This window comes from Pantoea sp. sgz302252, assembly GCF_042610525.1.
Lineage (GTDB): Bacteria > Pseudomonadota > Gammaproteobacteria > Enterobacterales > Enterobacteriaceae > Erwinia.
Window position 1 is genome coordinate 100,519 of the sequence record NZ_JBHDVM010000003.1, and the last position, 11,536, is coordinate 112,054.

Annotated in this window: 13 protein-coding genes; 6 read left to right on the plus strand and 7 right to left on the minus strand. The window is 57.1% G+C overall.

Features of this window, described 5'->3' with window-relative positions; genetic code table 11:
• Positions 1-17 precede the first annotated feature (17 nt).
• Both yrbN and ACETPC_RS06740 read left to right on the plus strand, forming a co-directional pair.
• Positions 18-74: a protein YrbN gene (gene yrbN / locus ACETPC_RS06735; RefSeq protein WP_106382000.1), complete on the plus strand. Its 57-nt coding sequence runs from the start codon at positions 18-20 to the stop codon at positions 72-74.
• Positions 75-90: 16 nt separating this feature from the next.
• On the plus strand, positions 91-1,989 hold the full coding sequence (locus ACETPC_RS06740) for a DEAD/DEAH family ATP-dependent RNA helicase (RefSeq protein WP_380179879.1): 1,899 nt from the start codon (positions 91-93) through the stop codon (positions 1,987-1,989).
• A 253-nt stretch (positions 1,990-2,242) separates the two neighbouring features.
• Here the strand turns inward: ACETPC_RS06740 and ACETPC_RS06745 are convergent, their stop codons facing one another.
• The 3 genes from ACETPC_RS06745 to ACETPC_RS06755 all read right to left on the minus strand — a co-directional run bounded on the left by ACETPC_RS06745 (position 2,243) and on the right by ACETPC_RS06755 (position 5,315).
• Entirely contained in the window at positions 2,243-3,250 is a 1,008-nt protein-coding gene (locus ACETPC_RS06745; protein ID WP_380179881.1) for a luciferase-like monooxygenase, read from the minus strand.
• A 182-nt stretch (positions 3,251-3,432) separates the two neighbouring features.
• Complete coding sequence (locus ACETPC_RS06750; RefSeq protein WP_380179883.1) at positions 3,433-4,329, minus strand: U32 family peptidase; 897 nt, start codon at positions 4,327-4,329, stop codon at positions 3,433-3,435.
• The gene (locus tag ACETPC_RS06755) at positions 4,320-5,315 is read right to left on the minus strand and encodes a peptidase U32 family protein (RefSeq protein ID WP_380179885.1); all 996 of its coding nucleotides are present in this window, start codon (positions 5,313-5,315) and stop codon (positions 4,320-4,322) included. The genes ACETPC_RS06750 and ACETPC_RS06755 overlap by 10 nt, the downstream gene beginning before the upstream one ends.
• Positions 5,316-5,515: 200 nt before the next feature.
• On the opposite strand from ACETPC_RS06755, the gene ACETPC_RS06760 reads away from it, so the two are divergent.
• Together ACETPC_RS06760 and ACETPC_RS06765 are read left to right on the plus strand one after the other, a co-directional pair.
• Entirely contained in the window at positions 5,516-6,043 is a 528-nt protein-coding gene (locus ACETPC_RS06760; protein ID WP_380179886.1) for an SCP2 domain-containing protein, read from the plus strand.
• Positions 6,037-6,540 carry a GNAT family N-acetyltransferase gene (locus tag ACETPC_RS06765; protein WP_380179888.1) on the plus strand — a complete coding sequence of 168 codons (504 nt, stop codon included), beginning with the start codon at positions 6,037-6,039 and terminating at the stop codon, positions 6,538-6,540. The genes ACETPC_RS06760 and ACETPC_RS06765 overlap by 7 nt, the downstream gene beginning before the upstream one ends.
• Here the strand turns inward: ACETPC_RS06765 and ACETPC_RS06770 are convergent.
• Positions 6,527-6,823 (minus strand): GIY-YIG nuclease family protein, encoded by a 297-nt coding sequence (locus ACETPC_RS06770; protein WP_380179889.1) that lies wholly within the window; start codon positions 6,821-6,823, stop codon positions 6,527-6,529. The genes ACETPC_RS06765 and ACETPC_RS06770 overlap by 14 nt on opposite strands.
• Positions 6,824-6,914: 91 nt before the next feature.
• Here ACETPC_RS06770 and ACETPC_RS06775 point away from each other — a divergent pair, with 91 nt between their 5' ends.
• Entirely contained in the window at positions 6,915-7,343 is a 429-nt protein-coding gene (locus ACETPC_RS06775) for a YhbP family protein (protein WP_380179891.1), read from the plus strand.
• Between the two features lie 103 nt (positions 7,344-7,446).
• On the opposite strand, the gene ACETPC_RS06780 is transcribed toward ACETPC_RS06775, so the two are convergent.
• Entirely contained in the window at positions 7,447-7,968 is a 522-nt protein-coding gene (locus ACETPC_RS06780; RefSeq protein WP_380179893.1) for a type 1 glutamine amidotransferase domain-containing protein, read from the minus strand.
• Positions 7,969-8,135: 167 nt separating this feature from the next.
• Here ACETPC_RS06780 and ACETPC_RS06785 point away from each other — a divergent pair, with 167 nt between their 5' ends.
• Complete coding sequence (locus ACETPC_RS06785; protein ID WP_380179895.1) at positions 8,136-8,786, plus strand: NAD(P)H-binding protein; 651 nt, start codon at positions 8,136-8,138, stop codon at positions 8,784-8,786.
• On the opposite strand, the gene nrdG is transcribed toward ACETPC_RS06785, so the two are convergent.
• Both nrdG and nrdD read right to left on the minus strand, forming a co-directional pair.
• Complete coding sequence (nrdG, locus tag ACETPC_RS06790) at positions 8,767-9,231, minus strand: anaerobic ribonucleoside-triphosphate reductase-activating protein (protein ID WP_380179897.1); 465 nt, start codon at positions 9,229-9,231, stop codon at positions 8,767-8,769. The two genes, ACETPC_RS06785 and nrdG, sit on opposite strands and share 20 nt — an antisense overlap.
• Positions 9,228-11,363, minus strand: a complete 2,136-nt coding sequence (gene nrdD / locus ACETPC_RS06795; RefSeq protein WP_380179899.1) for an anaerobic ribonucleoside-triphosphate reductase — start codon at positions 11,361-11,363, stop codon at positions 9,228-9,230. Before nrdD ends, nrdG begins: the two co-directional genes overlap by 4 nt.
• Between the last annotated feature and the right edge of the window lie 173 nt (positions 11,364-11,536).

Genomic DNA, 11,536 nt, shown 5'->3' on the forward strand with positions numbered 1-11,536 from the left:
CCGGTTCACACTTTTTGATGAAAATGACTGAATGTTTTCACGACGAGTTATGTAGACTGGCCGCCGCAATCTAAGAGGCACGTGTACTACATGACTGAAATTGAAACCACTTTTGCTGACCTGGGTCTGAACGAATCCATCCTCGAATCACTGAACGGCATGGGCTATGTTAAGCCATCCCCAATCCAGGCTGAGTGTATTCCTCACCTGCTGGCGGGCCGTGACGTGCTGGGTATGGCGCAGACCGGAAGCGGCAAAACCGCAGCGTTCTCGCTGCCGCTGCTAAACAACATTGACAGCAACCTGAAAGCGCCACAGATCCTGGTGCTGGCACCGACTCGCGAGTTGGCGGTTCAGGTTGCAGAAGCCGTAACTGAATTCTCTAAACACATGCGCGGTCTGAACGTAGTGGCCCTTTACGGCGGCCAGCGTTACGACGTACAGCTGCGCGCACTGCGCCAGGGTCCACAGGTTGTTGTGGGTACGCCTGGCCGTCTGCTGGACCACCTGAAACGCGGCACGTTAGACCTTTCTAACCTGCGCGGTCTGGTGCTGGACGAAGCCGACGAAATGCTGCGTATGGGCTTCATCGAAGACGTTGAAACTATCATGGCGCAGATCCCGGAAGGTCATCAGACCGCTCTGTTCTCTGCAACAATGCCGGAAGCGATCCGTCGTATCACCAAACGCTTTATGAAAGATCCGCAGGAAGTGCGTATTCAGTCAAGCCTGACCACGCGTCCTGACATCAGCCAGAGCTACTGGACTGCGTATGGCCGTAAGACCGACGCGCTGGTTCGCTTCCTGGAATCAGAAGATTTTGACGCGGCGATCATCTTCGTACGTACCAAAAACGCTACGCTGGAAGTGGCCGAAGCGCTGGAGCGCAGCGGTTATAACAGCGCCGCGCTGAACGGCGATATGAACCAGGCGCTGCGCGAGCAGACGCTGGAGCGCCTGAAAGATGGCCGTCTGGATATCCTGATCGCTACCGACGTAGCGGCACGTGGTCTGGACGTTGAGCGTATCAGCCTGGTTGTTAACTACGACATCCCAATGGATGCCGAGTCTTACGTTCACCGTATCGGTCGTACTGGCCGTGCAGGTCGTGCGGGTCGCGCACTGCTGTTCGTTGAAAACCGCGAGCGTCGTCTGCTGCGCAACATCGAACGCACCATGAAGCTGACCATTCCGGAAGTTGAACTGCCGAACGCAGAACTGCTGGGTGAGCGTCGTCTGGCTAAGTTCGCCGCTAAAGTTCAGCAGCAGCTGGAAAGCAGCGATCTGGATCTCTACCGTGCGCTGCTGAACAAGCTGCAGCCGGAAGAAGAGCTGGAAATGGAAACCCTGGCTGCCGCGCTGCTGAAAATGGCGCAGGGCGAACGTCCGCTGATCGTGCCTGCCGATCCGGCTCCGCGTCCACGTCGTGAGTTCAAAGATCGTGACGACCGCCGTGGCGACCGTCCGGATCGTGGCCCGCGCGATAGCCGTGATGGCGATCGTCCGCGTCGTGAGCGTCGTGACGTTGGCGATATGGAAGTTTACCGCATTGAAGTGGGCCGTGATGACGGCGTTGAAGTTCGTCATATCGTTGGCGCTATCGCTAACGAAGGCGACATCAGCAGCCGCTACATCGGTAACATCAAGCTGTTTGGCACCCACTCTACCATTGAGCTGCCAAAAGGCATGCCGGGCGACATTCTGTCCCACTTCACCCGTACGCGTATTCTGAACAAACCAATGAATATGCAGCTGATTGGCGATGCGCAACCACGCAGCAACGATCGCGGCGGCGAACGTCGTAGCGGCGGCCCAGGCCGTGGCGGTTTCGGCGGTGGTCGTGAAGGCGGCCGTGAAGGCGGTCGTCGCTTCAGCAGCGAGCGCAGCGGTGGCGGCGAGCGTCGTGGCGGCGGCTTCAGCCGTGACGGTGGCAACCGTGGCCCACGTCGTGAAGACGGCAGCGCGCCAACCCGTCGTCGTGATGCTTAATCACTGATGCATAAATAAAAAACCAGCCTTCGGGCTGGTTTTTTTATAGCTGAACCTGAAGCGATGGAGGGCCTGTGGCTGGAGCAAAGCATTACGGGCCACGGACGGCCCGTACTGAGCTACCACGGATGGTGCTTTTTGCGTCTTTGCGGAAGACACAGGCCCTTCTGAGCCGGCACCGGCATACGTTATCATCAACTTCAAACCAGCCTTCGGGCTGGTTTTTTTATAGCTGCTGTTTAGCAACGGCTGGCTACAGCGATTGATAAGCTTCCATCGCCAGCGCAAACGAGCGCAGCCGCGCCTCTTTATCAAAAATCTGGCCGTTGACCATGATTTCATCCGCCTGCGTTTCCCGCATCAGTGCCGCCAGGCCGTGCCGCACTTTTTCCACATCGCCGACAATCGACATGCTCAGCGCCTGCTGTACGCCATACTGCTCGGAAGGCGACCAGAGGTTATCCATATTCTCAACTGGCGCAGGCAGCGGGCCTGGCTGACCGCGGCGCAGATTAACGAACTGCTGCTGCATAGAGGTAAACAGGAAGCGGGCTTCGCGCTCGCTCTCTGCGGCCACCACGTTCACGCACACCATCGCATGCGGCTGCGCCAGGCGTGCCGAAGGCTTGAAGTTCTCGCGATAAAGATGCAGCGCCTGAAACAGCATATCGGGCGCGAAATGTGAGGCGAAGGCGAACGGCAGGCCCAGCTTCGCCGCAAGCTGCGCGCTGTAAAGGCTGGAACCCAGCAGCCATACCGGAATCTTCAGACCCAGACCGGGCACCGGTTGGACGGCAGGCTGCGCACCTTCTTCCGCGTCAAACCAGGCGATCATTTCCGCCACGTCCGACGGGAAGTTATCTACGTGACCGCCCATATGCCGACGCAGCGCCATCATGGTGCGCTGATCGGAACCGGGCGCGCGACCCAGGCCTAAATCAATGCGGCCCGGATAGAGCGACTCCAGGGTACCGAACTGTTCGGCGATCACCAGCGGCGCATGATTCGGCAGCATCACGCCACCAGAGCCGAGCCTTAAGGTAGTGGTATTAGCGGCAAGGTAGCCGATCAGCACCGAGGTCGCCGCGCTGGCGATGCCGGTCATATTATGATGCTCAGCCAGCCAGTAACGGGTGAAACCCAATTTTTCCGCCTGCTGCGCCATCGCCAGCGATGTGTGGAAGGCATCGCGCGCGGTCGCGCCCTGAGGGATCGGGGCCAGATCCAGCACGGACAGGGAAGCTATTTTTTTATCAGTCATAATCGCTCACTTTAATTCCAGGCTACGCGCCTGCGCAAAGAGACAGCCTAAGCGATCTTCGGATCCACGGATTGGCAATTTGCAGCACTTTACGTGCGGCAGGACGCGAAGGAATGATAAGTATAACTTCACAAAATGAAAAGATAATGGCGGAAACAGCGGGCTTCCTGCCCGGCTGCGTTTTATTTCACCAGCGACAGGCCCGCAACCTGGCGCCAGTAGCCGTTGCAGTGCTGCTGAGCCACCATCGGCAATGGCGCACAGCCTGTTTCATTGGCGCGGAAAGCATCAATCATGGCCAGGGTTTCAGTTCCCTGCGGTGAAAAGCGCACGATATCGACCAGCCCCTGCATGGCCGGCAAATCGTTGCCAAGGTTATAGCAGTAGCCGCTCATGGTCTGAATGCCATTCAGCACGAACACCTGCTGATCCTCCTGAGAGCGTACCGCTCTGCCGTTAGGATAGTTAATGCAGCAGGTCTGGCACTCATCCTTACTGCGATTCTCCGCGCGGGCGGTGAAGCAGCGGGCAGAAAGCGCCAGCGGCAGATGGCCGTAGCTTAGCACTTCGACCTCGAAACGGTTGCGGATCCCCAATTGTTCACACTGTTGCAGAAGCGCGCTCAGCCAGTCGCGTGAAAGCTCTACCGGCATACACCAGCGCACCATGCCCAGCCTGTGCAACAGCCGCAGCGTTACTGCGTTATAGCAATTCAGCGCATGACCGGCGACAAAAGGCAGGCCGGCTTCGGCAGCCATATTAACCGTACCCATATCATTGGCTTCGATCAGAAACTCGCCGTTATCGACATAGCGCTTTAGCTCGGTTAGCTCGGAAGGGGATTCCACCAGCGCCAGCGTGCTCAGCACGACCTGTTTGCCCGCATCGGCCAGGGCTTTCGCCAGCGCCATCCAGTCAGCGAACTTAACGGCGCGGCGTTTGCTGCATACCGCCTCGCCCAGATAGACGATATCGGCCTGGCTGGCGGCCGCGGCCTGATAAAAGGATTGCAGATCTTCTTTCGGCCAGTACCACAGCACCGGCCCTAACGCGTACTTCATGGTTTTTCCTACTGCCATTGACGATGATAAGCGCCCAGCGTGGTCTGCGTGCCTTCGCTCAGTTCGCTGAGCGCAGAAGTCCAGCTCTGCTCAACGGTAAAAGCCTGCGGGTCTTGTTGACAGCGATCGATAGCCTGCCGCCAGATACGCGCCACCTGCTCCACATAGGCCGGGCTGCGCTGGCGGCCCTCGATCTTCACCGAGGCGATATTCATCGCCAGCAGCTCCGGCAGCAGCGACAGCGTATTCAGGCTGGTGGGCTCCTCCAGCGCGTGGTAGCGCGCCTCTTCGACCTTATAGCGCCCTTTGCATAAAGTAGGGTAGCCAGCGTTTTCGTGCTCATCGTAGCGATCTATCAGCACCTCGTTCAGCCGTGACTCCAGCCCTTGCGGCGTCTGCTGCCAGCGCACGAAGCGGGCGGGCGAACAGGCGCCTACGGTATTTGGCGATTCGCCGGTCAGCCAGGAAGAGAGATAGCAGCGGCCTTCAGCCATAATGCAGAGGCTGCCAAAGGCGAATACCTCCAGCGGCACGGGAGAAGAGCGGGCAAGCTGCCTTACCTGATGAATGGAAAGCACGCGCGGCAGCACCACGCGGGCAACGTCAAAATGACGCTGATAAAATTTTATCGCCTCCAGGTTAGTCGCCGAGGCCTGTACCGAAACGTGTCTTTCAATATGGGGATAGCGAGCGGCGGCATACTCCAGCATAGCGATATCGGCCAGGATCAGCGCGTCCACGCCCGCATCGGCGGCGCTGTCTATCGCGCGCTCCCAGCGTTCGTAACCGGCAGGATGGGCGAAAGTATTAATCGCAACATGCAGTTTGCGTCTATGCTGATGAACGTAGCGAGCGGCTTCTTCCAGACGTTTTGCCGTAAAATTGAGACCGGCAAAATGGCGGGCGTTGGTATCGTCTTTCAACCCGACATAGACGGCGTCCGCGCCGCTGGCGATAGCCGCCTTCAGCGCCGGCAGGTTGCCGGCAGGACAGAGCAGTTCCATAAGGGATCCTGTAAGCAGAAGAACAAATAATTTTAGCCGCGCTCGCGACAACTATTTTTGATTCAGGACAGTGAAAAGCGTAATGATAGCGGTCTGTTTCACAGAGAAACCCGCGGGGTTCACTCACTTTGTTGATCCAACTGCCTGATGAAATTTTGCAATCTGGCAAAATAGCTGAAATTTTATCTGAAGGAGTGATAATGGTGTTTAGCCCGTTACGCGCGCAGCTGGTTCGCAAAGGCCCTCAATGGTTGCGGATGCCGCTGCAATTCGCCCCGTTCACGGCCAAAAAGCAGATTCTACAGCAGCTGCTAGGCTGGCAGTTTCGTACCGCGCTGGCGGAAGGTGAGTTAGACTTTTTGCAGGGGCGCTGGTTAGGCATCGACATTCGCGATTTAGGCCTGCGCTGGGCAACTACCGTTGAGCAGAATGCTTTAAGGATAGCGGATCGGCAGGAGGCAGACGTCTGGTTCCGCGGCGACGCCAACGATCTCTTGCTGATTGCGGCGCGGCGTCGGGACCCCGACACGCTGTTTTTCCAGCGCCGTTTACTTATCGAAGGCGATACCGAACTGGGACTGGAAGTAAAAAATCTGATGGATGCTATCGAGCTGGAAACCATGCCAAAACCGCTGCGTATCGGACTGATGCAGCTGGCGGATTTTGTCGAGGCAGGACTGACTGAGGACGCGGCTGCGACAGCAGATCGCGCAGGTATATCATGTTAATTCGTACGGAAATCGGCGTCGACGCGGCCAGCATCGACAGCTTGTTACGCCGCAGCTTTACCACTTCCGCAGAAGCGGAACTGGTACAGCAGCTGCGCGAGGATGGACTGCTGACGCTGGGCGTCGTAGCCACCGATGATGAGGGCCAGGTGCTGGGCTATGCGGCCTTTAGCCCGGTCACGCTAAACGGCGAGGACAAACAATGGGTCGGCCTGGCGCCGCTGGCGGTGGACGAAAGCGTGCGCGGCCAGCAGCTGGGCAAGCAGCTAATCTACGAAGGGCTGGATACGCTAAATGAATTTGGCTACGCCGCCGTAGTGGTAATGGGCGATCCCGCTTACTTCGGGCGCTACGGTTTTGCCCCGGCCGCCCGTCATCAGCTGCGCTGCCGCTGGCAGGGCGCGGAGGCAGCGTTCCAGGTTTATAAACTGGCGGACGACGCTTTTGACGGTGTGGAAGGCGAAATAGACTACGCCGCGCCGTTCAGCCGCAGCTGAGCCAGGCTTCCAGCGACTCAGGCTGATGCGCCACCAGCCTGATCTTTTCCTGCCGCTTTAGCTGTTTTATCCGGTACTCCAGCCTGGAGGCGCTCGAGCGGTCGCCCGCTTCGCAGTGAAACAGCAGCGTCAGCGGCCCTTTGCCGCGCAGCGCTTTTGCGCCTGTGCCGGCCTGATGTTGCTGAAAGCGTCTTGCTACATTATTGGTAATACCGGTATAAAGCGCGCCGCTGGCGGTCTGCACGATATAGAGATGCCAGGTCGCGGCTGTTGCTATAGTCATTGGTTTTCGCCAGTCTTGTACAATGGCCGAAAGTTTATCAGCTCTTGTCCGCCGTTAAAATTTTGCCGCGCGGCGTTTTCAGGGAGATCCTATGTCCGAACCCGAGCCGCTTCAGGCTATCACTCGTTATCTACAAAAACAGCACGTGCTTGCCGTTTGCGGCGGCAGCCCCGTCTGGTGCGCCAACTGCTTTTACGTCTTCAATGCGGAAAAGGTTGCTTTCTGGCTGATGACGGAGGAAAAAACGCGGCACGGCAGCCAGTTCCTCAGCGATCCGCAGGTTGCGGGTACCATCAGCGGCCAGCCGAAGTCGGTAATGTTAATTAAAGGCGTGCAGTATGCCGGTAGCGTACGGCTGCTTGAGGAAGAAGAAGAGAAACAAGCGCGTAAAGCCTATATCAAACGCTTCCCGGTAGCGGCAGCGGCAAAAGCGCCCATTTGGGAGATAGTCGTCAGCGAGCTAAAAATGGTGGATAACGCATTAGGTTTCGGCCACAAGCTAAGCTGGCGGCGGGGATAAAGAAAAGGCCGGGCTTGCCCGGCCTCTGCTGCTCTGTCACAAATTCAAACGCGACCAGAGTTTTGTCATCAACCTCAGGCCGGGCAAACCCAACCTAAGACTGTCAGGCAATTTCCAGAATACGCAGCGATTCGCGGTTAAAGGCTGGCAGATCGTCCGGCGTGCGGCTGGTTACCAGCTTATCGTTATCCACGACCACTTCTTTGTCGTAGAAGTCAGCGCCCGCGTTCTTCAGGTCGATAGCGATAGCTTTGACCGAGGTCATCTTACGACCGCGCGTGGCGTTGGCGCTAATCAGCAGCTGTGGGCCGTGGCAGATAGCAAAAATCGGTTTGCCCAGCTCAACGAACCTTTTAGTAAAGTTCACAAAGCGATCGTCGCCGCGCAGGCTGTCGGGCGAATGGCCGCCAGGCAGCAACAGCGCGTCGAACTCTTCCGGCTGTGCATGATCGATATCTTTATCAATCTTCACCTGCGCTTTGCCCTGCTTGCCGGTAACGGTGACGCCGGCTTCTTTATCAATAGTGACAACCTGGTGACCAGCTTTGGTAAAGGCTTCGGCTGGTGAAGTAAATTCGGAGTCTTCGAATTCATCAGTGATCAGGACTGCAATCTTCTTGCTCATCTTTTCCTCCGGTTATTATTGTGAAGTCAGTTAAGCCTGGTCGAAAAGAGTAAAAAATCAAGGCGAGCTAAATGATTGCCCTGCACGTTACTGATTATGCAGGGCGTTGCGCTACCGCTAACCGCTTTGTTCGGCGAAAGCTACACTCTGAAGAAAAGGAGGCACACGTGAGTCGAATATTGCTTACCGGCGCGACCGGTCTGGTAGGGCGTCATCTGCTGCGGCTGCTAATCGAAGACCCGCGCGTGAGTGAAATCATCGCGCCCACCAGGCGCAGGCTGCCAGCCATGAATAAAGTCACTAATCTGGTCGAAGCAGATTTGACGGATGTGCTGGGGCCGCTAAAAACGCCGCTGGATATCGTGTTTTGCTGTCTGGGTACCACGCGGCGCGAAGCAGGCAGTAAAGCGGCGTTTATTCACGTTGACTATACGCTGGTGGTGGATACGGCAATTGCAGGCCAGCGGCTTGGTGCCAAACATCTGCTGGTGGTCAGCGCTCACGGCGCTGGCGCGCACTCGCCTTTCTTTTACAACCGGGTAAAAGGCGAAATGGAAAACGCGTTGAAGCAGCAGGGCTGGCCGCGATTGACGCTAATCAGGCCTTCGCTGCTGTTGGGAGAAAGGGAAACCAGCCGCGCGGGCGAATCGCTAATGGCGCCGCTGTTCCGGTTACTGCCGGGAAACTGGCGCGCCGTCGCCGCCCGGGATGTCGCCGCCGTGATGCTGCGCGAAGCTTTTGCGCCAGCGCGGCATGAAGTGACAATTATCGAATCTTCGGCTATTCCGCGGACTGCCTTTAGCGCAGATAGTGAATAACCTGATTGCTGCTGCCGCGCCAGCGCAGCGCAGGATCCTTTAGCGCCTGCACAAATTTGCCGTCTATCAGCACATCGATCTGCTCCGCCACCTGGCGCTGCGGCGCGCTTAGCTCCGCCAGGCGGTAGCCTGTCCACAGCCAGATATCTTTGCCCGGACAATCGCGCCGCACTCGCTTCACCAGCCGCAGAATATCCGGCACGTTGGCCGGATGCAGCGGATCGCCGCCCGACAGCGACAGGCCCTGGCGCGAAATACGCGTATCCTGCAAATCGGCGATTAGCCGCTCCTCCATCTGCACGGTAAAAGGCTGGCCGGAATTCAGCCGCCAGGTGCTTTTGTTGTAGCAGCCAGCGCACTGATGCTCGCAACCGGCCACAAATAGCGTGCAGCGCGTACCCGGCCCGTTGACGATATCGACCGGATAATATTGATGAATATTCACCCCAGCTGCCCGGCGCCCAGATGTTTGACTCGGCGCTTCACTTCTTCCTGTTTGCCTGCGTTAAATGGACGCGCGTCCGGGCTGCCCAGATAGCCGCAAACGCGCCGGGTAACGGAAACGCGCTCGGGATCGTGGTTGCCGCACTTCGGACAGGTGAAGCCTTTGCTGGTACAGTCGAATTCGCCGGTAAAGCCGCACTCATAGCACTCATCTATCGGCGTATTGGTGCCGTAATAGGGGACGCGGCTGTAGCTATAGTCCCAGACATCCTCCAGCGCCTTCAGGTTATGCTGGATATTGGGATACTCGCCGTAACAGATAAAGCCGCCGTTGGCCAGCGGTGGATAGGCCGCTTCGAAGTCTATCTTGTCGTAGGGATTGACCTTTTTCTCTACGTCCAGATGGAAGCTGTTGGTGTAGTAGCCTTTATCGGTCACGCCTTTCACCACGCCAAACTCAGCGCGATCCAGACGGCAGAAGCGATCGCACAGGTTCTCGCTCGGCGTGCTGTAAAGGCTAAAGCCGTAGCCGGTTTCCGCTTTCCAGCCCTCTACCGCCTCGCGCAGACGGTTAACAATCGCCAGCGCCTTATCTTGTAGTCCGGTATCATCGTAAAGGTGCTTTCCGGCACCGCATAGAGCGTTAATCGTTTCGTGAATGCCGATGTAGCCCAGCGAAATGGAGGCTCGCCCGTGCCGGAAAATCTCCGCTACATTGTCGTCCGCTTTCAGCCGCACGCCGCAGGCACCTTCCATATAAAGAATAGGGGCCACGCGCGCCTTGACGTTTTCCAGCCGCGCGATACGGGTCATCAGCGCTTTCTTCGCTAATCGCAGGCGCTGATCCAGCAGATCCCAGAAGCGCGCCTCGTTGCCCGCCGCTTCCAGCGCGATGCGCGGCAGATTCAGGCTGATCACGCCGATATTATTTCTCCCTTCATGCACCTGCTTGCCGTTCTCTTCCCACACGCCCAGGAAGCTGCGGCAGCCCATCGGCGTTTTAAACGAGCCGGTTACCTTGACCACCTGCTCATAATTTAAAATATCGGGATACATGCGCTTGCTGGCGCACTCCAGCGCCAGCTGCTTGATATCGTAGTTAGCGTCGCCCGGCGAGCGATTCAGCCCCTCTTTAATGGCGAAAACCAGCTTGGGAAAAACCGCCGTTTTGCTGTTTTTCCCCAGTCCGGCGATACGATTGCGCAGGATCGACTGCTGCACCAGCCGCGCGGCCCAGCTGGTGCCCAGGCCGAAACCAAAGGTGACGAAAGGCGTCTGGCCGTTGGCGGTATGCAGCGTGTTGACCTCGTATTCCAGCGACTGGAAGGCATCGAAGCACTCTTTCTCTGTGCAGCTGACGGCATAAGCTTCTTCATCGGCAATCTGCCACTGGCGCGCGGTGCGGCGATGCTTTTCCAGGCTTGCTTCCACAAAGGGTGCTAATACCTCATCTATGCGGTTGATAGTAGTGCCGCCGTAGATATGGCTGGCAACCTGGGCAATGATTTGCGCAGTCACGGCGGTAGCGGTCGAAATCGATTTGGGCGGTTCGATCTCCGCATTGCCCATTTTGAAACCTTTGGTCAGCATGCCTTGCAGATCAATTAGCATGCAGTTAAACATCGGAAAGAAGGGCGAATAATCCAGATCGTGATAGTGGATCTCGCCGCGCTCGTGCGCCAGCACCACATCGCGCGGCAGGATATGTTGGGTAGCGTAATGCTTTGCTACAATGCCAGCCAGCAAGTCGCGCTGCGTCGGGATGACCTTGCTGTCTTTATTAGCGTTTTCGTTCAGCAGCGCCGGATTGCTTTGATCAATTAGCCCACGGATCTCTTTATTCAGCTTGCCACGCAGTTCGCGGGCGATATCGCGGTCGTGGCGATACTCTATATAGGTACGGGCCAGCTCGGGATAGCTTCCTGCCATTAAGGCGTTCTCAACGGCGTTCTGGATCTCATGAATATCCACTTCTGGCTGCGTCAGCCGCTGGCAAATCTGTTTTGTTACCAGCGTGCAATACTCATCATCGGCGATATTCGCTGCCCTGGCCGCGCCTTTAATCGCATCCAGAATACGCGTCTCCTCGAAAGGCGCGCGGCAGCCGTCCCGTTTAATCACTAGCGAAGCCATGGCTTATTCCCGTGTCCGTGTCTATATGTAGATGTAGCCTGGCATAATAATGTCTATATGTTGTGTTTTCCCGTGATTTAACTGCCTGATTTTTGATTTAAAACAAAGATCAAAAAAAGGCCCAAGCGATCTCAGTCACTTAAGAAAATAACCGCGCGACCGACTGCGCAAAT